Below are 25182 nucleotides of genomic sequence, written 5' to 3'. Positions count from 1 at the left end.
GGGAAGTTCGGCAGCGTGGACAAGTCGTTGCCGAAGGATGCCGTCTCGGAGGTGAAGCGGTCACCCGTCAGCTGCATGCCGTCGCCCGAGTCGCCCGCGAACCGGATGATCACCCGGTCCAGACGGCGCACCGTCTTTCCGGCTGTCTTGCCGCTCTTTCCTTTGCTTTCCAGTGCCAGAACGGCCACCGGCCGCCCCCTTTCCTAGACGTCGCGGACGCCGCATGCGCAGCGAAGCCGACTGCCACCGCACGGTAGGAGGGGGGACTTGTGACTGGCCAAAGCATCCGCCCGCAACGCGGCCCGCCACCGCGCACGCAATCGCACCTCGAAGCAGGGCCCGCATACGGCCGCAGGGCGGGCGCACAGCGCAAGCGGACCTTTAGAACCGGCCAGCACGCTGCTGGCGAACGGCAGCCGCGAGCGTTGTACGGACACCCTCAAGGAAGGCCAGCGATGCGTATTCTCTTCAACGTCTTTCCGGCATCGTCACATGTATATCCAGTCGTCCCCCTGGCATGGGCACTGCAGAGCGCCGGCCACGAAGTCGTGATGGCCACCTCCGAGGCCGGACTCGACCCGAAGTTGTTCACGAACATCGCCTCGGCCGGCCTCACCGCGGTGTCACTGGGCGGCAAGGAGGAACTCGCCGACTCGCTGGCACCCCTGCTCGCTGCCGCGAACCGCCCCGACCGGCGTACCGCGTCGATCGACCCGGACGACGACAACGCCTGGCGCACCTGCCGGGACATGCTGCTCGACCTGCTCGACGCGCACTACCCGCCCGAGCCAGTCGGCGGCGACCGCCGGCCCGTCCTGGACACGTTGGTGGACTTCGCCCGGGACTGGCGCCCGGACCTGGTGCTGTGGGACCCGCTGGCTCCCACCGGCGCGGTGGCCGCACGCGCCTGCGGCGCCGCCCACGCCCGCCTCCTGTTCGGCATGGACAACGTCGGTCTGGTCCGTGCCAACACGCAGCAGGAGCTGGCCGATCCGTCCTCCGGCCTCACCGACGACCCGTGGATGCGGTGGCTGGAGCCGGTGCTGGAGCGCTACGGCCTGGACTTCACCGAGGAGACGCTGCTCGGCCAGTGGACCATGGACCTGACTGCGGCACGGATGCAGTACCCGCTGGATCTGAGGTACGTACCGGTCCGCTGGATCCCGTACAACGGCGGCAGCACGCTTCCGCAGTGGCTGCACACCCGGCCCGAGCGGTCCCGGGTGGTGTTCACACTCGGCCAGACCCGCCGGCTTCTGGACGGCCCGCAAGGCGGCTTCCCGCTGCGGGAGTTCTTCGACTCCGTGGCCGACCTGGACCTGGAAATGGTCGCCACGCTGAACAGCGACCAACTGGCCACCGTGGGGGAGCTTCCGGACAACATCCGCGCCATCGGATACGTGCCGCTCAACCAGCTGCTGCCCACCAGTTCGGCCGTCATCCACCACGGAGGCGGAGGCACCTCCGGTGCCTGCGTGGCCTTCCAGGTACCGCAGCTGATCGTGCCGATCCCGCTGTGGGACGAGAAGGTCATCGCGCAGTACATCAGCGGCCGGGGCGCGGGACTGATCGCCGACCCCGCGGCAATCGACGTCGACAGCATGCGGAAAGACCTCGTCCGGCTGATAACGGAACCGTCATTCCGGACCGGAGCCCGCGACCTGTACGAGGACATGCTGGCCGCCCCGGCACCGAAGGACGTGGTTCCGATCCTGGAAAGGCTGACCACGGAGCATCGCGGCTGAAAAGCAGCACACACGAAGTGAGAGGACCACAATGAAAGCTCTGGTGTTGGCCGGCGGATCGGGCACCCGTCTCCGGCCTTTCAGCTATTCGATGCCCAAACAGCTCATCCCCATAGCGAACACGCCGGTCCTGGAATACGTCGTGCGGAACATCGCGGACCTGGGCGTGCACGAGATCGGCATCATCGTCAGCGGCCGGGACAACGAGATCCAGCAGGCCCTCGGAGACGGCTCGCGATTCGGAGCCCGGCTGACCTATATCCGCCAGGAGGACCCGCTCGGCCTTGCCCACACCGTCGCCATCGCCCGCGACTTCCTCGGCGACGACGACTTCGTCATGTACCTGGGCGACAACATGCTGCCCGACGGAATCTCCGACATCGCCGAGGATTTCGCCGCCTGCCGCCCCGCAGCCCACGTCGTGGTGCGCAAGGTCGCCGACCCGCGTGCGTTCGGCGTGGCCGAACTGGGGCCCGGCGGCGAGGTCCTGCGCCTGGTGGAGAAGCCGCAGCAGCCACGCAGCGACCTCGCCCTGATCGGCGTGTACTTCTTCACCGCCGCGATACACCAGGCGATCGCGGCCATCACGCCCAGCGCCCGCGGCGAACTCGAGATCACCGATGCCATCCAGTGGCTGGTCGCCAACGGCGCCGACGTACGGGCAAGCCAGTACGAGGGCTACTGGAAGGACACCGGCAAGGTCGGGGACGTCCTGGCGTGCAACGCACGCATCCTGGAAGACCTGCGGCCCTCCGTGGAGGGCGTGGTCGACGAGACCAGCGTGCTGGTGGGCCCGGTCGTCGTGGAAAAGGGCGCCCGCATCGTGCGCTCCCGCATCGAAGGCCCGGCCATCATCGGCGCGGGCACCGTGGCCGAGGACAGCCACATCGGCCCGCACACCTCCGTGGGACGCGGCTGTGCGGTCGTGCAGAGCCGGCTGGCACGCTCCATCGTCCTGGACGGAGCCTCCGTCACCGGCGTCCAGGGCCTGCACAGCTCCCTCGTCGGCCGCTCCGCCTCCGTCGGCATCACCACGCAGAGCACGGACCGCTACCGCCTGGTCGTCGGCGACCACACCCAAGTGGAAGTTGCGGCATGAAGATCCTGGTCACCGGTGGAGCTGGATTCATAGGCTCCAACTTCGTCCGCAACCTTCTCGCCAACACCTATACGGGCTGGGAGAACGCCCAGGTCACCGTCCTGGACAAGCTGACCTACGCAGGCAACCGCAGCAACCTGCCGGCCGCACACCCGCGCCTGGAGTTCGTCCGCGGCGACATCTGCGACGCGCCACTGCTGCGCGAACTGCTGCCCGGACACGACGCCGTGGTGCACTTCGCCGCGGAATCCCACGTGGACCGCTCACTGGCCGACGCCGGAGAGTTCTACCGCACCAACGTCCTGGGCACCCAGACACTGCTCCACGCCGTCCTGGACAGCGGTGTCCAGCGCGTGGTGCACGTCTCCACCGACGAGGTGTACGGCTCGGTGGACGAAGGCTCCTGGACCGAGGACTGCCCGCTGCTGCCCAACAGCCCCTACGCAGCCTCCAAAGCCTGCTCCGACCTGGTCGCCCGCACCTACTGGACCACACACCGGCTGAACCTGTCCGTCACCCGCTGCTCCAACAACTACGGGCCGTACCAGCACCCCGAGAAGCTCATCCCGCTGTTCGTCACCAACCTGCTCGAAGGAAAGCAGGTGCCGCTGTACGGCGACGGACGCAACATCCGCGAATGGCTGCACGTGGACGACCACTGCCGCGGCATCCACCTCGTACTCGACCACGGCCGGCCCGGCGAGATCTACAACATCGGCGGCGGCAACGACCGCACCAACCGCGCCATCACCGAGCACCTGCTCGAGCTGACCGGCCTGGGCCAGGAGATGATCCGCCACGTCGCCGACCGCGAGGCACACGACCTGCGGTACGCCATCGACGACTCCAAGATCCGCGAAGAACTGGGCTATGCGCCGCTGACCGGCTTCGAGGACGGCCTGGCCGCCACGGCGAAGTGGTACCGCGACAACCCGGGCTGGTGGAAGTCCGCCAAGTACCAAACCGAAAGCGCAGCCGGCTGAAAACGGCGCAGCCGCCGGGCCCGGGCGCCACGGAGCCCGGCGGCTCGGCCACGAGCGCCGCACCGCTTTCGGAGCGGACGCCGCAGCGCACCTTCGATGCCTCGTTACGCAACCTGTTCGCGACCACGGCGCCGGCCAACAGAAGGGGAACGACGATGACCGACAACAAGGACATCGTGCTGGATGCGGTCCGCCGATACCACCGGCAGACCGCAGCAGACGAAGGGTTCAAGCCCGGCGTGACGGAGATCTGGCCGTCCGGCGCGGTTCTGGACGAAGAGGACCGGGTCGCCATCGTCGAGGCCGCGCTCACCCTGCGTATCGCAGCCGGCCCCAGCGCCAAGAAGTTCGAGTCCGACTTCGCCAAGCTCCTCAAGCGCCGCAAAGCCCACCTGACGAACTCGGGCTCGTCGGCGAACTTGCTCGCCCTGTCCGCCCTGACCTCGCCGACCCTCGGGGACAGGCGCCTGCAACCGGGGGACGAGGTCATCACCGTCGCGGCAGGATTCCCCACCACCGTGAACCCGATCCTGCAAAACGGGCTCATCCCCGTCTTCGTGGACGTGGACCTGCCGACGTACAACACCACGGCCGACCGGGTGGCCCAGGCGATCGGCCCCAGGACACGGGCCATCATCATCGCTCACGCACTCGGCAACCCCTTCGAAGTCGCCGAGGTGGCCCAACTCGCCAAGGACCACGACCTCTTCTTCGTCGAGGACAACTGCGACGCCGTCGGCACCACCTACGACGGCCGGATCACCGGCACCTTCGGCGACATGAGCACGGTCAGCTTCTACCCCGCGCACCACCTGACCATGGGCGAAGGCGGCTGCGTCCTCACCGACAACCTCCGCCTGGCCCGCGTGGTGGAATCACTGCGCGACTGGGGACGCGACTGCTGGTGCGAACCGGGCAAGAGCAACACCTGCTTCAAACGGTTCGACTACCAAATGGGCAACCTGCCCGCCGGATACGACCACAAGTACATTTTCTCCCACGTCGGTTACAACCTGAAGGGCACCGACATCCAGGCCGCACTGGGCCTGACACAACTCGCCAAGCTCGACACCTTCATCGAGGCACGCCGCCGCAACTGGCGCCGGCTCCGCGAAGGCCTGGACGGCCTTCCCGGCCTGCTGCTGCCCGAGCCGACCCCGCGGTCCGAACCGAGCTGGTTCGGCTTCGTCCTCACCGTCGACCCACAGGCCCGCTTCACGCGCGCCGAACTGGTCGCACACCTGGAAGAACGCAAGATCGGAACCCGACGGCTGTTCTCCGGCAACCTCACCCGGCAGCCCGCCTACATCGGCCGCCCCCACCGCATCGTCGGCGACCTCACCAACAGCGACATCATCACCGAACACACCTTCTGGATCGGCGTCTACCCAGGGCTCACGGACGAAATGCTCGACTACATGGTCACCACCATCAAGGAATTCGTAGCCGTGCGCGGCTGAAAACCTGCCGCACCCACACCACCACAAGCCAGGGGAGTCACGCCGATGCCGTCCCACGTTCTGCAAAGGCGCACGGTCTCGAGCCTGCCGGCACGAATCGCCGCATCCGCCGCCACCACCGACGGAGCACACCTGCCCACCAAACACTTCGACAACTGGCTGGCCGAACGACGCAAAGCCCATGTCTTCCAGGTGGACCGCATACCGTTCGCAGAAATGGACGGCTGGTCATTCCAGGAACACACCGGGAACCTGGTGCACCACAGCGGCCGCTTCTTCACCGTCGAAGGCCTGCACTTCACCGAAGACGGCCAGCCCCACGGCGACGGCCCGCACCGCGACTGGTACCAGCCCATCATGCGGCAGCACGAGGTCGGCATCCTCGGCATCCTCGCCAAGGAACTCGACGGAGTACTGCACTTCCTGATGCAGGCGAAGATGGAACCGGGCAACCCCAACCTGCTCCAGCTCTCACCCACCGTCCAGGCCACCCGCAGCAACTACACCAAGGCCCACCAAGGCGGAGACGTCAAGTACATCGACCACTTCGTCGGGCCCGACCGCGGCCAGGTCATCGTGGACGTGCGCCAGTCCGAGCACGGCTCATGGTTCTTCCAGAAAACCAACCGCAACATGGTCGTGGAAACCACCGGCGACGTGCCCCTGCTCGACGACTTCTGCTGGCTCACCCTCGGCCAGATCAACGAACTGCTGCACCGCGACAACGTGATCAACATGGACTCGCGCACCGTCCTGTCATGCCTGCCCGCCGGCGACACCTCGCACGACGCCCTGCTCCGCGACACCGAACTGCTCTCCTGGATCACCGGCGAACGCACCCGCCACTGCGTACGCACCGAGCAGGCCCCACTGCACCACCTCCCCGGCTGGAAACGCCACGCCAGCGCGATCGAACACGAAACAGGCCGCTACTTCAACGTCGTAGCAGTCTCCGCACACGCAGAAAACCGCGAGGTCACCGGCTGGACCCAGCCCCTGTTCGAGCCCGCAGGACCCGGCATCCTCGCCCTGCTCACTCGCGAAATCGAAGGCACCCCCCACGTGCTCGTCCAAGCCCGCGTCGAACCCGGCCTCCGCGACACCATCGAACTGGGACCGACCGTGCAGTACACCCCGCACAACCACGACCCGCAGGCAGAACACCACCCCCCGTTCGCGGAATCGGTCCTGCGCGCCCCCGCCGACCGCATCCGCTACGACGTCGTCCACGCCGAAGAAGGAGGCCGCTTCCTCAACGCCGAGAGCCGCTGCCTCATCGTCGACACGGACGCCCCCCTGGACCCGCCCCCCGGCTACGCCTGGGCCACCCCCCAACAACTCACCTCCCTGTCCCAGCACAGCCACTACCTCAACGTCCAGGCCCGCACCATGCTCGCCTGCCTCAACGCGACCAAGACCACCACCCCATGACCACCCCCCTGCGCGTGGGGGTGATCGGATGCGCGGACATCGCGATACGCCGGATGCTTCCCGCCTTCGCCACCAGCCCCGACATCGAGATCGCGGCAGTGGCCAGCCGCAACCTGAACAAGGCGCGCGACCTCGCCGAGCACTACCAGTGCCGCGCCGTCCACGGATACGCAGAACTCCTGGAACTGGACGACCTCCACGCCGTCTACATCCCGCTGCCCGCCGCCCTGCGCCCCCGATGGGTCGAAGCGGCACTGCGCACCGGCCGACACGTCCTCGCCGAAAAACCCCTGTCCACCCAGTACACCTGCACCCGAGACCTGCTCGAACTCGCCGCCTCCCGTGACCTGGTCCTCATGGAGAACATCATGTTCATCCATCACCCCCGGCACGCAGCCGTACGGCACCTGATCACGGACGGAGCCCTGGGCGAACTGCGCTCATTCCACGCAGCCTTCACCATCCCACCGCTCGCCGACAGCGACATCCGATACCGGCCCGACCTCGGCGGCGGAGCGTTGACGGACGTCGGGATCTACCCCCTGCGCGCCGCCCTGCACCTCCTGGGCCCCCGACTCGACCTCATCGGCGCGAGCCTCGCCCAGGGAGCGGGACGACAGGTCGACACCTCCGGCGCCGCACTGCTGCGCACCCCCGGCGGCGTCACCGCCCAGATCACCTTCGGCATGGAGCACACCTACCACTCCGCCTACGAACTACGAGGCAGCCAGGGCAGCCTGACCGTCGACCGGGCCTTCACCCCACCCGCCGACCACACCCCCGTCATCACCCTCCACCGCGGCACCACGACCGAAGAGATCCGCCTGCCCCCGCACGACCAAGTAGCCGCCACCGTAACGGCCTTCACCGCCGCCATCCGCACCGCAGCCCCACCGGACACCGACGCCACCCTGCGCCAGTCACACCTCCTCACCCAGATCAGCCGCACCGCCCCCTACACCGCTCACACGAACGGCTCCCCCCGAAAGGCCGACGACCACTGACATACGCCCCCCCGCCACAGAGGCGAAGTCCCCGACGAAGGACACCCCGCCATGACCGACACCCACCCCGCAACCACCCACGCCACCGCACCGGAACAGCACCCCCACCCCTCCCCGCGAACGGCCGCGCCCACCCCGGCCATCCCCGTGGAACGCCTGCAGTCCCTGCTGAGCGGCACCGAACTGCGCCAGTGGCTGGCCGGCGTCTCCTGCGCCGAGGGCGCAGCAGCCGAAGCGCTGCTGCGCCACCTCGTCCAGACGCCCTGACGCCGAGGTACACACCATGACCACGACCCACCAGCACCCCCCGCCCCCAACCACCGGCACCGACCACCACCCCGCACGATGGGGAATCGTCGCCCTCGCCTTCCTCACCATCCTCCTCGACGGATACGACACCGCCGCACTCGGCTTCGCCGTGCCCACCATCGCGGAGCAATGGAACCTCGACGAATCAGCGTTCACCCCCGCCCTGGCGATCACGAACCTCGGCGTGGTGATCGGATACCTGTGCTCCGGCCGGGCCGCCGCGCGCTTCGGACACAAACACCTGGTCGTCACAGGAACCGCAGCATTCGCAGCCGGCTCGGCACTCACCGCGCCCGCAGACACCATGACCACCCTCTGCGCAGCCCGCCTGCTGACCGCCCTCGGCCTCGGCATCGTGCTGCCCTCCTGCGTCGCACTCGCCGCCGACAACGTGCCCCCGGCACGCCGGGAAACGGTCAGCATCGCAGTCGTCCTGGCCATCGCCGTCGGCGCCGTCATCGGAGGCCTGGCCAGCACACCCCTGGTCGAGACCTACGGCTGGACCTCCCTCTTCTGGGCAGGCGCCGCCCTGCCCGCCCTGCTGGTCCCCCTGCTGGCACGCGGACTGCCCTCCGACCCCACCCCCCGCACCACCGCACCGACCCACACGACCGACCCCGCCATCCGACGCCTCTTCGCACACGGCACGGCCAAGTGGACCATCCTCCTGTGGTGCCTCGCCCTGCTCATGTACGCCACGAACTACGCCCTGCTCACCTGGCTGCCGACCCTGCTCACCAGGGGATACGGCTTCACCGCCGCACAAGCCCCCATAGGCGTGTCGATGATCGCCACGGGCGGAGTCCTCGGCGGGCTGATACTGATCCCGCTCTGCTCCCGATTCGGAACAGCCCGCGCCCTGGCCGCGATGGTGGTCGCCGGCGCCGCCTTCCTCATCACCGCCGCCCAAGCAGACGCCAGCCGCACCATCCTGCTGGCCCTGCTCACCGCAGCCGGCGCCGGCATCGTCGCCGGCGTACTCGGCCAGACAGCCCTCGCCGTAGCGCTCTACCCCACCACCACCCGCACCACCGGCATCGCCTGCGCCGCCGCACTGGGCCGCATCGGCTCCATCATCGGCCCCGCCGCCTGCGGAGGCCTCCTCGCGCTCGATATCCCCAGCCGCACCATCCTGCTGCTGTCCGCGCTACCAGTGACCCTCGGAGCCGTCCTGGCCTTCACATTCGTCCTACGCGCCCACCGCACCGCAAAACCCGCCCGACCCGACAGCGAGTGAAAAGCCGCCGGGGCAGAAGCGAACGCGGGGCAGACCGGTGCCCGCGCCCTGCCCGTCGCGGGCAGTTCAGTCGTTGCCGACAGGACCTGCAGCGATCACCGTGTCAAGGATGCCTTGCGACGCCTGCAACTCCTTGATCGCATCCGTGATACGCCCGCGCTCACGGCGCAGTTGTGCCACCAGCTCCGGGCAGACCGGCGTGAGGGTCGTGCCGTCATCGCGGATGCACGGCAGCACTTGGGCGATGGTGGCGGTCGGCAGGCCGGCAGCCAGCAGGGTGCGGATACGCCGGACAGCAGCGACGTCCGAGTCGGCGTAGACGCGGTAGCCGCTGGCCAGCCGCGCCGGCGTCAGCAGGCCTTGTTCCTCGTAGTAGCGCAGCAGCCGTTCGCTGACCCCAGTCCGGCGGACCATCTCCCCGATGCGCATGTGATCTGCACCTCACCGCATTGACTCTCACACCAATGTGAGACTTTAGCGTGCAGGTCATGACCACCAGGACCGCGCTCGCAGCGACCGCCACCGCAAACCACACCACCAACTCCCAACCCGGCGCCGCCGCCAGGGCCCGGCTCGCCGCCCCGCCCTGACCGGCGCCCGGACACAACGCCGCGTCACCAAGGGCGCCGCCTCGACGCGACGACAGCCCCGTGCCGGCGACAGCGCCGCGCCGACGAAGCGCGCACTCGCCGCCACCGCGCCCACCCGCCCCCACCCCTCACCAGGCAGTGCTCACCAACTGCCGGGAGCACGAAGGAAAAACACGCACATGCCCCCTGCTCTGCCCGCTTCCCGCCTCGGCCGGACCGTACGCGGCAGCGGCCCCGCCCTGCTCCTGGCCCACGGCGCCGGCGGCGGCATCGACGCCAACTACGGCCCCATCATGGACAGTCTGACCGCCCGGCACACCGTGATCGGCCCCGACTACCCCGGCTCCGGCCGCACCCCCCGCGCCCAGGCGCCACTCGCCCTGAACGGCCTCGCCGACGAACTCGTCGCCACCGCCGTCGAAGAGGGCCACGACACCTTCGCCATCACCGGCTACTCCCTCGGCACCCCGGTCGCGATCCGGGCCGCCACCCGCCACCCCGACCGTGTCACCGCCCTCGTCCTGACCGCCGGCTTCGCCCACCCCAACCCGCGCTTCCTCCTCGCCGCCCGGCTCTGGCGCGACCTGCTGCGCGCAGGAAACCTCGAGCAACTGGCCGCTTTCCTCACACTGATCGGCCTCAGCACGCCCGCCCTGGACACCCTCGGCCACGACGACCTCGACACCGCACTGAAAACCACCGCGGTCACCATCCCGCCCGGCACACCCGACCACCTGGACCTGCTCATCGACCACATCGACGTCCGAGCCGACCTCGCCGCGCTGAACCTGCCGACCCTCGTCATCTCCACCACACTCGACCAGTTGGTGACCCCACACCACCACCGCCAACTCGCCCACGGCATCCCCCACGCCCGCTACGCCGAGATCACCACCGGGCACCTGCCGTTCGTGGAACAGCCCGAGCAATGGGCCACGCTCATCCGCGATTTCCTCCACGTCAGCCACACCTGACAGCCGCCGAGGGATCGCCGGCACCTCCCGTGTGACGGCGAAAGATCCTTCCCCGGCAGGGTGGGGCCGCCCGCGCTGGGGCACAGCTGCACGCGTGTCGACGCGACGGGGGCCGGGCCGTCGTGAGTCTGCTGCTCCCGTTGCGTGCTCAGCACACCGCAGACTGTTCCGGGCGTGACACCTGGTTAACGGGGCTCGACGCCGGCGCGGACCTCGTGTGGATGGAGCGGGACAGAGGGCCGTCCCTCTCCATCCAGCTCACCGGCGAGCGTGACGTGTCCTGTGGGTGGCCGTAGAGGACGAGGCGGGGGCCATGGTCACCGTGCGGGTGCTGCTCGCCCCGCCCGACGACTGGATCGGTGACGACAGGCCGCATCTGAACCAGGTGATGCATCACTGGGCTCCGATGCTGTCGGTGCAGGGAGACAAGTCGCCGCCAGCAGATCAACGCGCATCCAAGGGTGATCCGGCGTGAGCTGCGGGGCGTAGGCGCGGCGGTGTGTGCGCTGCTATGCGGGGCGTTGTGTGTCTCAGATTCTGGGACGTGGGGTGTGGTTCTTGGAACTTTCGTGCTTTGCAGTGCTGTCCGTGACGCAGAGTCAAAGACGAGGAGGCGGGGAGGGGGAAGCCGAGGGTTTCAGACGGTCCGGTACGGCCCGGGCAGACTGCACGTCGCAAGCGCGCGGACAGCACCCCCCTGTGCAGTAGGCGAGTTGCTCGAAACCTCCCGGTGGGGTCCGTGCTGCCTGCGACTCGCGGGTGGTAACTACGGCCGGTTACAGGCCATGTAACTTCCTGAGGGGGTGCCAAAGCGGGCAACTGGCGTGAGCGGGGCGTGGATTGCCGGGCGGTGCCGTCGTACATGATCCGCATCTCTTGACGCCACGGACCGTATCGGCGTTTACTCCCGCCACTTGTGAACCTTCTGTGACTCTGGGGTGGGGACTGTGGAGTTTGGGTGGGGGCGGAGCCATGCCCAGATCCGCCGAAGAGGTGGACCGCGTCGTGCGTCGGGGGTGATCGGCGCCGCGCTCGGGGCGCTGCTGGTAACGACGCTCGGGCCGGTGCCGACGGCTGTTGCCGCTGCTCCGGAAGCCGAGGCGGCTGAGCTGTCGGAGGGGCAGAAGGCGCTGGCGCAGGCGAAGGCCACTGGCAAGCGGGTTGAGGTGCTGGGGGAGCGTTCGGAGCGCACCACGGTCTTTGCGAACCCGGACGGCAACACGTTCACGCTGCGGGAGTCGTCGGTTCCGGTGCGGGTGGCCAAGCCGGGCGGTGGCTGGCAGGCGCCGGATGCGACGCTGGAGAAGCGCGCTGACGGCTCGATCGTCCCGAAGGCCGCTGCACCCCAGATCGCGTTTTCCGGGGGAGGGGTGAAGCAGCCGCTGGCGCGGATCGCGCAGGGGGGCCGCTCGTTGGAGTTGAGCTGGCCAGGCGCGTTGCCGGCACCGAAGCTCGAGGGCGCCAGCGCGGTGTATGCGAACGTGCTGCCGGACGTGGACTTGAAGATCACCGCGACGGTGGAGAGCTTCCAGCACGTCCTGGTCGTGAAGACGCCCAAGGCGGCGGCGAGCCAGAAGTTGAGGAAACTCACCTTCGGCCTGAAGACCAAGGGTGTGAAGGTTCAGGAAGGCGCCGCGGGAAACCTCGCCGCGGTAGATGCGAACGGCACGGCAGTGTTCAAGGCGCCGCCGGCGCGGATGTGGAACTCGGCCGGCAGCGGCCTTCCGTCCCCGTCTGCGGTCGCGTCCGAACGCTCCGTCGGGCAGGACACGGTGGCGTCGGATCCGGCGGAGGCGGCCCCGTCAGGGTCGGGCCTGGAGCCCGGCCGGGGCGATGAGGTGGCCACCATGGGCGTGGAGGTCGGCAAGGACTCCTTGTCGATCCTGCCGGATGCCCAGCTTCTCGCGGAGAAGGACACTGCCGCCTTCCCGTTGTTCATCGACCCGAACATCACCTGGGGCGAGTCCGAGCGCACGCTGCTGCGGTCGGACGGCTATGAGTCCTACGGATGGACCAACGGCGACGACGACATGGGCAAGGGCGCCGGCAAGTGCGGCACCTGGAACAACTACTACTGCGGCCCCGGCTATGTGCAGCGGCTGTACTACGAGTTCTCCCCGGCCAGTCTGAAGGGCAAGCACGTCCTGGACGCCACTTTCCGGGTGACCGAACCGTGGGCCTTCCAGTGTGATCCGCGCTGGGTGGATCTGGTGCGTACCAACAACATCTCGTCCTCGACGACGTGGTCGACGCGGCCGAAGGAACTGGACTGGATGGGCGACCGCCACGTGTCCGCGGGGCGCGGTGACCTGTGCAGCCCGGGCCTGCCGAATGCGGCGATCGAGTTCAACGACAATCCGGACGAGAGCGACGAGAACCTCACCCCGACCGTGCGGGACTTCGCTGCCGGTAAATTCTCCCGCCTCACCCTGGAAATCCGCGCGCACGATGAGAGCGACACCTCGGCGTGGAAGCGGTTCCGCAACGACGCGGTGCTCGACGTCGACTTTGTCGGGCTGCCGGACAAGCCGACCGGCCACGGGATCGTCGCCGGCAGCGGCACGGTGTGCTCGACCAGCGAGTCGAACCCGTCGGTCGTCTCGGACCCGACGCCCGCGCTGAAGGCGACTCCGCAGACCAAGCCGGGCGGCGAGAAGGAAGCCTCACTGCGGATCTTCCACGATGTCGACTACAAGAGCGGCACCACGTGGGTGGACGCACCGCCGCCAGGCGGGAATTCGCTGGCTCCCAGTTCGGGGTATGTCGGCGACGGCAAGGCACCCGCGCCGCTGAACTGGGCCTCGCTGAAGGAGAACACGCTCTACCGGTACCAGGCGTGGACGTGGTCGTACTACAACAACTACGCCAGCCACCTGTCGAGCACATCGACCAGTTCCTGCTACTTCAAGGTGGACTCATCCGCGCCCAAGATCCCCCAGGTTGCTCTGAGCAGCCCGTACACGGCGTGCGTGACCGACGATTGCGTCGCCAAGGGCGGTCCGGGCCAGAAGGCGACCTTCACCTTCAGCCCGAACGCCGCGGACACCAACGTGGTCGCCTACGAGTACAAGCTTCCGGGGCAGACCGCGTGGACCAGGAAGACCGGCAAGACGGTCACGGTGGACTACATCCCGCCGGCTGAAGGGACCTACACCGTCTACGTGCACGGCGTGGACAGCGTGGGCTCCCGGCCCGGCGCTGACGCCGCAGTGAGCTTCAGGGTTGCGCCCGGCGATGGGCCGGTCGCCCGCTACCACTTCGACGAAGCCGACGGCGCGGCACTGGACGCGGCCACCGGGGACGGCAAGGACGACGCGACCCTCGCCGTCGGGGCAGCGCGCGAGAACAAGGGCCGGCGGGGTCTGATCACCCACGACGCCCAGGGCAACCCGCTGGCCACCCCCGTGGACGACAAGGGGCTGACCCTCGGTGGCACGACCGGGTACGCCCAGACCAGCGGGCCCGTGGTCGAGACGCGAGCGTCGTACACGGTGTCGGCATGGGCCCGCCTGGAGGGGCCGGTCAGCGGCAACAAGACGGTGCTCGGCCAGGACGGCGGTTTCTACAGCGGCTTCTACCTGTCGTACCAGAGCGCGCCCAATACATGGACGCTGCGCATGTCCCCCAAGGACGCCACGGACGGCAATCTCACTGATCAGGTGGTGGTGGCCAAGCAGCCGGCCGTGGTCGGGGCCTGGACGCATCTGGCGGTGGTGTACGACGCACCGACCAGCACGGTCAGTCTCTACGTCAACGGCGTGCTGCAGGGCAGCGACACCGTGGCAACCCCGTGGGCGGCCAGCGGACCGCTGCAAATCGGCCGCGTCCTCTACCGGGGCTCGTATACCGACCACTTCGCCGGCTCGATCGACGAGGTGTCCGTCTGGCAGCAGGCGTTGACGGCGAAACAGGTCCGCGACGAGGCCCGCCTGCTGATTTCCGAGAAGTATGCGGGAGTGGAGTTGGTGGGGGACTTCTCCGCGGCGCGTGCCGTGCCGGGAACGCGGATCACGGGCATTCTGGGCCGGTGCATTGACGTGCAGACCAGCTCGACTGCGGACGGCACCCCGATCCAGATCCATGAGTGCAACGGGACCGCGGCTCAGGGCTGGGAGCGCACCGGCGACGTCCTGAGGGCGCTGGGCCGCTGCGCCACGGTCAACGGGGTTCTGGTGCAGCTGGCGGCCTGCGACGGGTCCGCGCAGCAAACCTTCACCTACCGCGAGGCGGACAAGTCACTGTTCCACCCGGCCACCGGCAAGTGCCTGGATGTCCCGAACTCCAACCCGGAGATGGGAACCGACCTGCAGGTGTATGAGTGCAACGCATCCGAGGCACAGCAGTGGACCCCGGACGCCAACAGTGTCCCGATCCAGGACACGCTCTCCGGCTACGGCAAGCGCATCACCCTGACGGGCGGTGCCGCGGTGGACAACGAGGGCCTTGTCCTGGACGGCGTCGACGACACGGCCACTGTGCCCGGGCCGATCGTGGACGACACCGGCTCGTTCACCGTCACTGCCGCGGCCACGCTGGATGCGGCAAAGCTCCTGACCAAAGACATCGGCTACATCGGCCAGGTCGCCGGCCAGCGCACGGCGGACGGATCGGCGTGGGGCCTGTGGTTCCAACTGACCGGGAAGAAGACCGTCCTGGACGAGGAAACCCTGGAGGAGGTCACGGTGCCGGAGGGCTTCTGGCACTTCGGCCGTCTCGAAAGCGACGGGACACTCTCCTCGGTGAAGTCGGAGCAGACCGCGAGCACCGACAGCACGGTGCGACTGACCGGCGTGCACGACGCGGTCGACGGCACGATCAGCCTCTACGTCGGCTACGAGAAGAACGGCGACGACAGGCCGTTCACCGCCAGGACCGGGAGCGGCGACTTCACTCTCGGCCGGGCCTACGCCACCGGGGCATGGAAGCACTTCCTGCCGGCCCGGATCGCCGAGGTACGGCTGTGGTCCGGGGCGATGGCCAGCTCCGACCAGGTCGAGACCGTCGTGGGCGACTGACCGGTGAGCGGGGTGGGGCGGCAGCCTACTGCCGCCCCACCCCCGACTGTGCCTGCAATGCCGCCGCGATGGCGGCGCAAAGACTTCTCTGTTGTGCGGATTCGACTGGGGCGGGACTGTGAAGGCATTTGGCAGAGACACCTCAAGACGAGGTGTAGATGGTGTGGGGCGCTGGGGGCGGCGCCTGATCGTTCCCACGCTGGCACTGGCCTTGCTGGCACCACTGAACGGCACCCAGGTCGCGGTGGCCGAGGACGGCGGCCTGGGCCGCCCCGACGTCCCGAAGCAGCGGGTCAGCAAGGTCGAAGAAGTCACAGGCCTAGGGGCGAAGAAAGCCCGTGACAAGGTCGCCCAGGGCAAGAAGACCGGCGACGAGCAGGCCCGGCGGGCCAAGACCGAGCAGAACGCGGCCTGGCCGAAGTCAGACACCGCCACTGTGAAGCTGGCCGCGGACAAGCCGGTAAAGGCTGACCTGGCCGGCACCCCCGTTGCTGTGGAACCGGAGCAGAGCCGCCGCATGACGGCCGCCGCCGGGTCCGCCCAGGTGAAGGTCCTCGACCAGAAGACTGCCCGCAAGGCCGGTGTGACCGGTGTGCTGTTCACCGCCGCAGCCGAGGACGCCGGCACGGCCGAAGTCGCTGTGAACTACGCGGACTTCGGCTCGATGCTGGGAGGAGACTGGTCCCAGCGACTGCGCCTGGTCCAACTTCCCGCCTGCGCATTGACGACGCCGGACAAGGCAGAGTGCCGCAAGCAGACCCCGCTGGCGTCCGACAATGACGCCTCTGCGCAGACCGTTTCGGCGCAAGTCCCGCTCGCCGAGACACCGTCGACCGACAAGGCAGGCAAGGCCGCCGCACCGGGCACCGCGTCGGGTGTCACCGTGTTCGCGGTGACCGCCACGGCGGCCGGCGCGGGCCAGTCACCCAAGGGCACCGGCGACTATTCGGCCACCGAACTCGCCCCGTCGTCCTCCTGGGAGGCCGGCGGCAGCTCGGGCGCGTTCACCTGGAACTACAGCTTCACCCTGCCCCCCGCCGCCGCAGGCCCCACCCCGAGCCTTGGCTTGTCGTATGACTCGGGCAGCATCGACGGACGCACCGCCGCCACCAACAACCAGGGCAGCGCGGTCGGTGAAGGCTTCTCGCTCACCGAGTCCTACATCGAGCGGGGTTACGGCTCCTGCGATGACGACGGCCACACGGATGTCTTCGACCGGTGCTGGAAGTACGACAACGCCCGACTGGTCCTGAACGGCAAATCCAGCCGCCTGATCAAAGACAACACCTCAGGCGAGTGGCGCCTGGAAAACGATGACGCCTCGAGTGTGAAGCGGTCGACCGGCGCCGACAACGGAGACGACAACGGCGAGTACTGGACCGTCACCACCGGCGACGGCACCAAGTACGTCTTCGGCCTCAACAAGCTCGACGGCGCAGTGGATCAGCGCACCAACTCCACCTGGACGGTGCCGGTGTTCGGCGACGACTCCGGTGAACCCGGCTATGACAAGGGAACTGCCTTCGCAGACCGAGCGCTGACGCAGGCATGGCGGTGGAACCTCGACTACGTCGAGGACACCCGCGGCAACGCCGCCACCCACTGGTATGCCAAGGAAGGCAACTACTACCCGAAGAACAAGGCCACCACGGCGAACGCCGCCTACACCCGCGGCGGCTATCTGAAGGAGATCAAGTACGGGCTGCGCAAGGGCGCCCTGTTCACCGACGACGCCGACGCGAAGGTGACCTTCTCGCACGCCGAACGCTGCACCGTCGGCGACTGCACCTCGCTGACCGAAACCACCGCCAAGAACTGGCCCGACGTTCCGTTCGACGCGATCTGCACGGATGGTGACACGGACTGCAACTCAGCTGGCACGTCGTTCTTCTCCCGCAAACGCCTCACCGGCATCGACACCTTCTCGTGGAACGCCACCAGCAAGGCGTATGACCCGGTGGATTCGTGGGCGCTGACGCAGGACTACCTGGACGCCGGCGATATCGGTGACACCACCGACCACGTCCTGGTCCTGAAGTCCGTCAAGCGGACCGCCAAGGCCGGCACCGCCATCGACGTCGCCCCCGTCACGTTCACCTACCAGGTGCGGGAGAACCGGGTGGACGGCACGGACGACATCCTGCCGCTGCGCCGCCACCGCATCGCGACGATCACCTCGGAGACCGGCGCAATCACCACGGTGACCCTGTCGCAGCCCGAGTGCAAGCGCAGCGAGGTCCTCAGCGCCGCTCAGGACACCAACACACGCTCCTGCTACCCGCAGTTCTGGAACATCAACGGCGCCTCCACCGCGTCGGTGGACTGGTTCCACAAGTATCGCGTCCTCGCCGTCGGAGTCGCTGACCCCACCGGGCAGAACGCAATGGTCGAGCACGCCTACGACTACAGCGGTGCTGCCTGGCACCACAGCGATGACCCGTTCACGCCGAAGGACGAGCGCACCTGGTCGGAGTGGCGCGGCTACCGCGACGTCACCTCCTACACCGGATCGCTCAGCACCACCCGCACCAAGACGGTCACCCGCTACCTGCAGGGCATGCACGGCGACAAGAAGAAGGACGGCACCACCAAGACCGTCAGCGTCGATCCGCTGCTCGACACCGACGTCGACTTCGCAGCCCTGACCGACAGCGACCAGTACGCCGGCCAGCAGCTGCAGAAGGTCACATACAACGGCACCCAGCCGATCTCGACTACGTACGCGAACTACACGTCGAAGAACACAGCCACGCAGACGGTCCCGGATGCGGCCGCTCACATCGCGCGCTGGACCCGCCCCAGCACCAGCTACACGAGCACCTACCTGACCGCGTCGAACACGTGGCGCACCCATGCCTCCACCACCCGCTACGACGACCTGGGCATGGTCCGGGAAGTCGACGACTACGGGCAGAAAGGCCTGGGCGGCGACGAAACCTGCACGCGCACCTGGTACGCGCGCAACACCGATGTCGGCATCAACAGCCTTGTCTCGCGCACCCGCACGGTCGGCAAGGAATGCTCCATCGCCGACACCGCTCTCGACCTGCCCGCTGACGACAAGCGCCGCGGCGACGTCCTGTCCGACGCGGCAATCGGATACGACGGCGCTGCCACCTGGTCGGAGGCCATGAAGCCGACCAAGGGCCTGACCACCTGGACGGGCCGCGCCAAGGCCTACTCGGCCACCGTCCCGAGCTGGCAGACGACCTCCACCATCGCGCTCACCGACTACGACGTCCTCGGCCGCCCCATTAAGATCACCGACGCAGACGGGCAGCCGACCACCACGGCCTACACACCCGTCGATGCCGGCCCAGTGACCAAGACGATCACCACCAATGCGCTGGGCCACAGAACCACCAACTTCCTCGACCCGCGCCGCGCCCTGCCGCTTCGGACGTATGACGCGAATCTGAAGAAGACCGAACTCGCCTACGACGCGCTGGGCCGGCTCACCTCGGTGTGGCTGCCCAACCGCTCCAGCGCCAGCCAGAGCCCCAGCTCCAAGTTCGCGTACCACCTGGACAACACCAAGCAGTCCTGGGTGTCCTCCTCGACCCTGAAGCGTGATGGCACGACCTACACCACCAGCTACGCGATCTTCGACGCGCTGCTGCGTCCGCTGCAAACCCAGACCGAAAGTTCCAACGGGGGTCGGCTGCTGACCGATACCCGCTACGACAGCCGCGGCCTGGCCTACGAGTCGCACGCGGACATCTTCGACACGACCAGCACCCCCAACGGCACCTACACCCGTGCCGAATACGGCGAGTCGCCCAAGCAGACCCTGACCGAATTCGACGGGGCAGGCCGAGCCACCAAGACCCGGTTCCTGGTGTTCGGCGTGGACAAGTGGTCCACGACAGCCAGTTACACCGGTGACTCCACCGCTACCACGGCGCTGGAGGGCGGTACCGCGACCCGTACCATCACCGACATCCGCGGTCGCACCGTGGAGAGGCGCGAGTATGCGGGCAAGTCCCCGGCGGACACTCAGTACGGCGACGGTCTCGGCACCAGCTTCGTGTCGACGAAGCTCCAGTACACCCGCGACGGTCTGCAGTCCCTGATCGTCGGCCCCGACGATGCCAAGTGGTCCTACAAGTACGACCTGTTCGGCCGCCAGGTCGAGGCAACCGATCCGGACAAGGGCACCAACGCGGCTCCCACCGAGTACGACGCCCTCGACCGGCCGACCAAGTCCACCGACTCACGCGGCAAATCCATCGTGACCGCGTACGACGCCCTGGGCCGCATCACCGGCACCTGGGCCGGCACGAAAACGGACGCCAATCAGCTCACCGCCTCCACCTACGACACTCTGCTCAAGGGACTCCCCGACAGCAGCACCCGCTACGTGGGCGGCAAGACCGGCCAGGCGTACACCGACGCGGTCACGGAGTACGACGAGCTCTCCCGCCCGGTGAAGAGCAAGCTCGAGCTGCCCGCTACCGATCCGTTCGTGAAGGCCGGCGCCCCGGCGGCACTGGAGTTCGAGACGGCGTACAACCTCGACGGCACCATCAAGAACACCAAGGAACCAGCCCTGGGCGGCCTGCCTTCGGAGATCGTCGAATACGACTACAACCAGCTCGGCCAGGTCACCAAGGTCGGCGGTTCCACCGGCTACCTCCTGAACACCGAATACACCGCCATCGGCCAGCCCACCCAGCTCATTCTCGGCACCGCCAACACGTCGGAGCACAAGAAGTCCTACCTCAACAACGACTACGAGCAGGGCACCGACCGCCTCACCCGCAGCTTCGTCACCACCGACACCCACGGCTACCAGCTGCAGGACCTCAACTACACCTACGACCAGGCCGGCAACGTCACCTCCATCGCCGACACCACCCTGGGCGGCACAGCCTCGGCCGAAACCCAGTGCTTCGCCTACGACGGCCACCGCCGCCTGACCGAAGCCTGGACCCCCACCTCCCAGAAGTGCGCTGATCCGCGCAGCGCCACCAGCCTGTCCGGACCGGCCCCGTACTGGGACTCCTACACCTACAACAAGGCCGGACAACGCACCACCGCCACCAGCCACAAGAGCACCGGCGACACCAAGACCACCTACTGCTACGCCAAGACCGATCAGCCGCACTTCCTCACCGGCACCACCACCAAGGGCGACTGCGCCGCACCGGAACGCACCTACACCCCGGACACGACCGGCAACACCACCAAGCGGCCCGGCAGTTCGGGCACCCAGGACCTGGACTGGTCGGAGGAAGGCAAGCTCGCCAAGCTGACCGAGAACGGCAAGGCCACCGACTACCTCTACGACGCCACCGGCGAACTCCTCATCCGCAACACCACCGGCGGCGAACGGATCCTGTACACCGGCGCGACGGAACTCCACCTGCGCGCCAACGGCACCACCTGGGCCCAGCGCTACTACAGCGCAGGCGGCCAGACCGTGGCCATGCGCTCGAACGAGAACGGCAGCAACAAGCTGACCTACCTCGCCGGCGACCACCACGGCACCATGTCCCTGGCCATCAACGCAGACGCCACACAGACCTACAGCAAGCGCTACACGAGCCCATTCGGCGCCGAACGCGGCAAGCCCGCCGGAACCCCCTGGCCCGATGACAAGGGCTTCCTCGGCAAGACCAACGACAAAACCACCGGCCTCACCCACATCGGCGCACGCGAATACGACCCATCCATCGGGCAATTCATCAGCGTCGACCCCATCCTCGATCCGACGCAACCGCAGTCCCTCAACGGATACAGCTACGCCAACAACACCCCCATCACCGCCTCCGACCCCACGGGCCTGTGGTGTTCCAGCTGCGACGGCGGGACTGGTTGGGACCGTCCCGATGGCGGCACCTCAGGCGACCGTGACGGCGGCTACGACGACGACGGCAACATCCGGCCGAGCAGTGGCTCATCGGGCTCAGGCGGCGGCGGTGGCGGAGGTGGCGGAGGCGGAACTGCCTCGACCTCCAGCAGCGGTCCCAAACAAAAGCTGGTGATCGGCGGTTTGGACGTACCCACCGAGAAGGAACTGCAATACCTTCCGTACAACGAAGGCGCCACATACGGGGAAATGCTAATCCGGTGGGCCAACGGGAAATGCGACCGGAATTGGTCCGAAAATGCCGATTTCTGCAACACCGCCGAAGAACTCGGATGGGTCTCGGCAGACGGCGGCGGCGACATCCTGGAGACCGTCGGATGGCGGGACGTAGAACGCTGCGCTGGCGGCCAGTGGGGATCCTGCGTATGGACAGTCGCCGGCTTCCTCCCGATCGGTAAGCTCGCCAAGGCCCTCAAGGGTGCAAAGGGCGCAAAGAGTGCAGATGAAGTAGCGGAAAGCGTCATCGCATGCACCAGATGCTTCCTCGCCGGAACTGAAGTCCTCATGGCCGACGGATCCACGAAAAACATCGAGGAAGTCGAGGTCGGAGATGAAGTCCTGGCCACAGACCCTGAAACAGGTGAAACAGGACCTCGTCAGGTCACTCGACTGATCCGTACCGAACACGACAAGAAATTCAACACGCTCTCCATCGCAACAGAAAACGGAATAGAAACGCTCACCGCGACACACGAGCACCCCTTCTGGTCTCCGTCGCAAGGCAGCTGGATCGAAGCCGGCGACCTCACGCCCGGCATGACCCTGCGTACCAACGAGGGCAAGACCGTCGTCGTCACGGCCAACAAGCCCTTCAAGAAGCACGCGCGTACGTACAATCTCACCGTTGACGACCTGCACACGTACTATGTGCTGGCAGGTGAGACGCCGGTACTCGTTCACAACAGCAACTGCCCAACGAAGCCGATCAACCTTCCTGGGTGGCGCAAGGTTGATATCGACATGGATCACGTCCTTGATCGCCACACTGCGGCGGGGAAGACCTATAAGCAGAGCGGAATCAAGACGAAATTCCCGGACTACATGTCTCCGGGAGAGATCGAGTCGACTATCAGGAAGGCGTACAAGTCTTCTTCTGTCGCCGGACGGTCGCAGGGAGATCGCGTTTTCCTTCGAGGGTCCGCCAACGGGCTCGAAGTCGAGATGTGGGTTAACAAGGCCACGCGTCAGATCGAAACGGCCTATCCGGTTTGGAGGTGATTTTTATGGAATTCGAACTGCGCTGCGACGTGAGCTCGCTTGATCTCGCCAAATCCGGTGCGATCTGGGGAAATGTTTGGGTTGATTTTTCTGGATACCCATTCCCGGAAGAGGGCTGGAATGACATGCCGGCCGCATTTCTCGTCGAGCTGTTCGATGCGGTTTCCAGTGCTGGGCGAAGCAAGGACTTGCGTCGGAGAGTTCGCTTTTTCGATGGCCCGTTCTGGATCGACCTGACAAGCCGGAATGGAGGGCTGATTACTATCGCCGCCAACGCTCACGGCTCGAATCATGAGGTCACGGTTAGCGGCAGTGATGTTTTGCGTTCAGTGACGGCGGTCTGTCGTGAACTAGTTCGCGGATGTCAGGAGCGCGGTTGGGGAGAGCAAATGGATGTCCGTCGCCTTCAGTTGCACCTCCCGTGATGTTGGATCGCAGCGACTGAGTGGGTTCGCGTCAGCAATTTGGACCTTTGCTGGGTGTGACCTGAGGGGCCAAAGTGGCGTTTGACGGCAGTAGTTGACGGCAACGGCGGTGAACACCAGGGGTGTTCGCCGCCGTTGCCACGCGCGGGGTCAGGGGTGGTTGAGAGCCCTCCCGAGGGCAGTTATGGCTTGGCGTTGGAGGCGGAGCCGGCCGTGGGCGTAGACGCCGATGTGGGCGTGACCGAGCAAGTTCCTTGATCACAACAAGCTCGATGCTCTTGCTCCAAGAGCAGGGCGGCGACGGAGCGCCGGAGGTCGTGGAGGCGGATCGTCCGGTGCCCTGTGCTGCGGAGGAACGGCGGAAGTGGAGAATGAGGTTCCGGCACACCGCTCGCGCCCAGCCGCACACCGGTCAGGGGCTACGTCCCCACCCTGAGGGTGGTGTGCAGGTTCCCGGAGCCGACCCGCACACCACCGATCTGGTGGAGATTGATCTGGTAGTCTCCATCGCCATGTTCAGGCCAACCTGGATAAGGCTCCGCCGTCTGTCGCAGCCCGCGTTACCCACCCGGGCGCCCGGTCAGCTATCGCATCAAGACAGTCTTCGCAGAAGAGCCTCACCCGTGGACGCCCACTGATCACCCATCCCAGCCGGACCGCAGTCCATGGACCAGAACTTGCACCTCTACTGTCCCTCAGGTTACGAGATAAGCTCTCACAATACGCAGAACCGAACACCAAAGCATCTTCACAGCCCAGGTCTTGCCGCGTCCGCACGATCATAGTCTTTTGAACCTTCTTCTCTCGAATGGCATTCAAAAGGCAATGAAATCACAGCAGTTTGGGTAGTATGGGGCACAGCGAAATACGACGGACGGGAGGTGAATGGAATGCCGGACAGGACAAATGAGTTCGGTAAGTACGGTGCTCGCGGCATCAAGGGCAGCGATGCTGTCGCGCGTCAACTCGACAAGCTCGCCGGATTTATTTCCACCCCGATTTCTCAACGGCGCGGCCTGATGGCGCGATTGAACTATCTGACCCGGACCCCACACGCCCTCCGATCAGCCCGTGCGGCCGGCCTCACCGTCACCGACCGCACCCTGAAAGCATGGCAGAGCGGACAGCGACAGCCCTCCAGAGCGAACCTTCAAAAGATCGAGACGGCTTACCGCACCGTGCGGCGCCAGAACGTGGCCCGCTACCTTCTGCAGCGCCTCAACAGCCGCGGCGGGACCCGGGTGGAGATCCACCCGCTCAACCAGTCCCAGGTCGACCGACGCTTTCAACGCGTCCTGGAATACCGCACCCTGAACATCCGTCAGTGGGACAGCATCATCCGTGCCTGGGCTGCCGGCGACACCAGCGCGCTGGACGATGCCTGGGTGGACTCGATCGTGGACCTCGGCTCCCAGTGGGGACAGTACGAGTACGTATCAGCGGTCGGATTCGCAGCATAAAACGCCCCACCCCTCAAGTCCCGTACCGCTAAACAAACTGACAGCGTGTCAGTCGACGTACGAGGAGCAAACCCCACTCTCTTGCTGCGTCTTTTGTGGAGTCTGCGGAGCAGGCTCCACCGCGGAAATCGCGGAGCGAATTCCGCAGGCCGAATCGCGGAGCGATTCGATCCACGGCCTGAAAGGCCGTTAATTCCCTTGCGAAGCATGGGAATTTGCTCGTATTGCGGAGCAATACGAGCAACGGACAACGGAGTTGTCCGTGAATTCTGGCGGAGCCGGAATTCCAGCCGCGCGGAGCGCGGCGATTCTTCCGTCGCGTAGCGACGGCGCGTTGTGTCTGCGGAGCAGACCGCGCGC

16 protein-coding genes are annotated in these 25182 nt (G+C 67.0%); 14 read left to right on the top strand and 2 right to left on the bottom strand.

Going from position 1 to position 25182, the window contains the following annotated elements; translation table 11 throughout:
• On the bottom strand, positions 1-188 hold a 188-nt coding region (locus BLT97_RS37680; RefSeq protein ID WP_143041452.1), incomplete at its 3' end, for a hypothetical protein.
• 267 nt (positions 189-455) lie between these two features.
• Here BLT97_RS37680 and BLT97_RS36560 point away from each other — a divergent pair.
• From BLT97_RS36560 to BLT97_RS36525, 8 genes are all read left to right on the top strand, one after another.
• Entirely contained in the window at positions 456-1745 is a 1290-nt protein-coding gene (locus tag BLT97_RS36560; RefSeq protein ID WP_093618283.1) for a nucleotide disphospho-sugar-binding domain-containing protein, read from the top strand.
• Positions 1746-1776: 31 nt separating this feature from the next.
• A complete protein-coding gene (locus tag BLT97_RS36555; protein WP_093618281.1) occupies positions 1777-2844 on the top strand; it encodes a glucose-1-phosphate thymidylyltransferase in 1068 nt (355 codons plus the stop codon).
• Complete coding sequence (rfbB, locus tag BLT97_RS36550) at positions 2841-3827, top strand: dTDP-glucose 4,6-dehydratase (RefSeq protein ID WP_093618279.1); 987 nt, start codon at positions 2841-2843, stop codon at positions 3825-3827. Before BLT97_RS36555 ends, rfbB begins: the two co-directional genes overlap by 4 nt.
• A 155-nt stretch (positions 3828-3982) precedes the next feature.
• Positions 3983-5287 carry a lipopolysaccharide biosynthesis protein RfbH gene (gene rfbH, locus BLT97_RS36545; protein ID WP_093618277.1) on the top strand — a complete coding sequence of 435 codons (1305 nt, stop codon included), beginning with the start codon at positions 3983-3985 and terminating at the stop codon, positions 5285-5287.
• A 45-nt stretch (positions 5288-5332) separates the two neighbouring features.
• Positions 5333-6718 (top strand): NDP-hexose 2,3-dehydratase family protein, encoded by a 1386-nt coding sequence (locus BLT97_RS36540; protein WP_093618275.1) that lies wholly within the window; start codon positions 5333-5335, stop codon positions 6716-6718.
• Positions 6715-7722, top strand: a complete 1008-nt coding sequence (locus BLT97_RS36535) for a Gfo/Idh/MocA family protein (RefSeq protein ID WP_093618273.1) — start codon at positions 6715-6717, stop codon at positions 7720-7722. The genes BLT97_RS36540 and BLT97_RS36535 overlap by 4 nt, the downstream gene beginning before the upstream one ends.
• A 51-nt stretch (positions 7723-7773) precedes the next feature.
• Positions 7774-7989, top strand: coding sequence for a hypothetical protein (locus BLT97_RS38250; RefSeq protein WP_093618271.1), 216 nt, complete (start codon positions 7774-7776; stop codon positions 7987-7989).
• A gap of 16 nt (positions 7990-8005) precedes the next feature.
• Positions 8006-9268 carry an MFS transporter gene (locus BLT97_RS36525; protein WP_093618269.1) on the top strand — a complete coding sequence of 421 codons (1263 nt, stop codon included), beginning with the start codon at positions 8006-8008 and terminating at the stop codon, positions 9266-9268.
• A gap of 66 nt (positions 9269-9334) precedes the next feature.
• On the opposite strand, the gene BLT97_RS36520 is transcribed toward BLT97_RS36525, so the two are convergent.
• Positions 9335-9697, bottom strand: a complete 363-nt coding sequence (locus BLT97_RS36520) for a MerR family transcriptional regulator (protein ID WP_093618267.1) — start codon at positions 9695-9697, stop codon at positions 9335-9337.
• A 340-nt stretch (positions 9698-10037) separates the two neighbouring features.
• On the opposite strand from BLT97_RS36520, the gene BLT97_RS36515 reads away from it, so the two are divergent.
• The 6 genes from BLT97_RS36515 to BLT97_RS36495 all read left to right on the top strand — a co-directional run bounded on the left by BLT97_RS36515 (position 10038) and on the right by BLT97_RS36495 (position 24822).
• The gene (locus BLT97_RS36515; RefSeq protein WP_093618265.1) at positions 10038-10832 is read left to right on the top strand and encodes an alpha/beta fold hydrolase; all 795 of its coding nucleotides are present in this window, start codon (positions 10038-10040) and stop codon (positions 10830-10832) included.
• Positions 10833-11118: 286 nt separating this feature from the next.
• The gene (locus tag BLT97_RS38245) at positions 11119-11307 is read left to right on the top strand and encodes a DUF5959 family protein (RefSeq protein ID WP_218137350.1); all 189 of its coding nucleotides are present in this window, start codon (positions 11119-11121) and stop codon (positions 11305-11307) included.
• A 541-nt stretch (positions 11308-11848) separates the two neighbouring features.
• The gene (locus BLT97_RS36510; RefSeq protein WP_093618263.1) at positions 11849-15847 is read left to right on the top strand and encodes a LamG-like jellyroll fold domain-containing protein; all 3999 of its coding nucleotides are present in this window, start codon (positions 11849-11851) and stop codon (positions 15845-15847) included.
• A gap of 517 nt (positions 15848-16364) precedes the next feature.
• Entirely contained in the window at positions 16365-22937 is a 6573-nt protein-coding gene (locus tag BLT97_RS36505; RefSeq protein WP_245769750.1) for a polymorphic toxin-type HINT domain-containing protein, read from the top strand.
• Positions 22938-22942: 5 nt separating this feature from the next.
• Positions 22943-23362 (top strand): hypothetical protein, encoded by a 420-nt coding sequence (locus tag BLT97_RS37675; protein WP_143041451.1) that lies wholly within the window; start codon positions 22943-22945, stop codon positions 23360-23362.
• Between the two features lie 890 nt (positions 23363-24252).
• Complete coding sequence (locus tag BLT97_RS36495) at positions 24253-24822, top strand: transcriptional regulator (protein WP_093618259.1); 570 nt, start codon at positions 24253-24255, stop codon at positions 24820-24822.
• Positions 24823-25182: the final 360 nt, after the last annotated feature.

It is taken from the genome of Streptomyces indicus, assembly GCF_900100315.1.
Classification (GTDB): Bacteria; Actinomycetota; Actinomycetes; order Streptomycetales; family Streptomycetaceae; genus Streptomyces; species Streptomyces indicus.
This window is presented reverse-complemented; position numbering and strand designations above follow the sequence as displayed.

Excerpts from the sequence above, each read along its gene's own strand:
- BLT97_RS36560 (WP_093618283.1), top strand. The coding sequence starts at position 456 with ATGCGTATTCTCTTCAACGTCTTTCCGGCATCGTCACATGTATATCCA.
- BLT97_RS36515 (WP_093618265.1), top strand. The coding sequence starts at position 10,038 with ATGCCCCCTGCTCTGCCCGCTTCCCGCCTCGGCCGGACCGTACGCGGC.
- rfbH (WP_093618277.1), top strand. The coding sequence starts at position 3,983 with ATGACCGACAACAAGGACATCGTGCTGGATGCGGTCCGCCGATACCAC.
- BLT97_RS38250 (WP_093618271.1), top strand. The coding sequence starts at position 7,774 with ATGACCGACACCCACCCCGCAACCACCCACGCCACCGCACCGGAACAG.
- BLT97_RS37675 (WP_143041451.1), top strand. The coding sequence starts at position 22,943 with ATGGAATTCGAACTGCGCTGCGACGTGAGCTCGCTTGATCTCGCCAAA.
- BLT97_RS36555 (WP_093618281.1), top strand. The coding sequence starts at position 1,777 with ATGAAAGCTCTGGTGTTGGCCGGCGGATCGGGCACCCGTCTCCGGCCT.
- BLT97_RS36525 (WP_093618269.1), top strand. The coding sequence starts at position 8,006 with ATGACCACGACCCACCAGCACCCCCCGCCCCCAACCACCGGCACCGAC.
- BLT97_RS36540 (WP_093618275.1), top strand. The coding sequence starts at position 5,333 with ATGCCGTCCCACGTTCTGCAAAGGCGCACGGTCTCGAGCCTGCCGGCA.
- BLT97_RS36535 (WP_093618273.1), top strand. The coding sequence starts at position 6,715 with ATGACCACCCCCCTGCGCGTGGGGGTGATCGGATGCGCGGACATCGCG.
- BLT97_RS36505 (WP_245769750.1), top strand. The coding sequence starts at position 16,365 with ATGACGGCCGCCGCCGGGTCCGCCCAGGTGAAGGTCCTCGACCAGAAG.
- rfbB (WP_093618279.1), top strand. The coding sequence starts at position 2,841 with ATGAAGATCCTGGTCACCGGTGGAGCTGGATTCATAGGCTCCAACTTC.
- BLT97_RS36520 (WP_093618267.1), bottom strand. The coding sequence starts at position 9,697 with ATGCGCATCGGGGAGATGGTCCGCCGGACTGGGGTCAGCGAACGGCTG.
- BLT97_RS36495 (WP_093618259.1), top strand. The coding sequence starts at position 24,253 with ATGCCGGACAGGACAAATGAGTTCGGTAAGTACGGTGCTCGCGGCATC.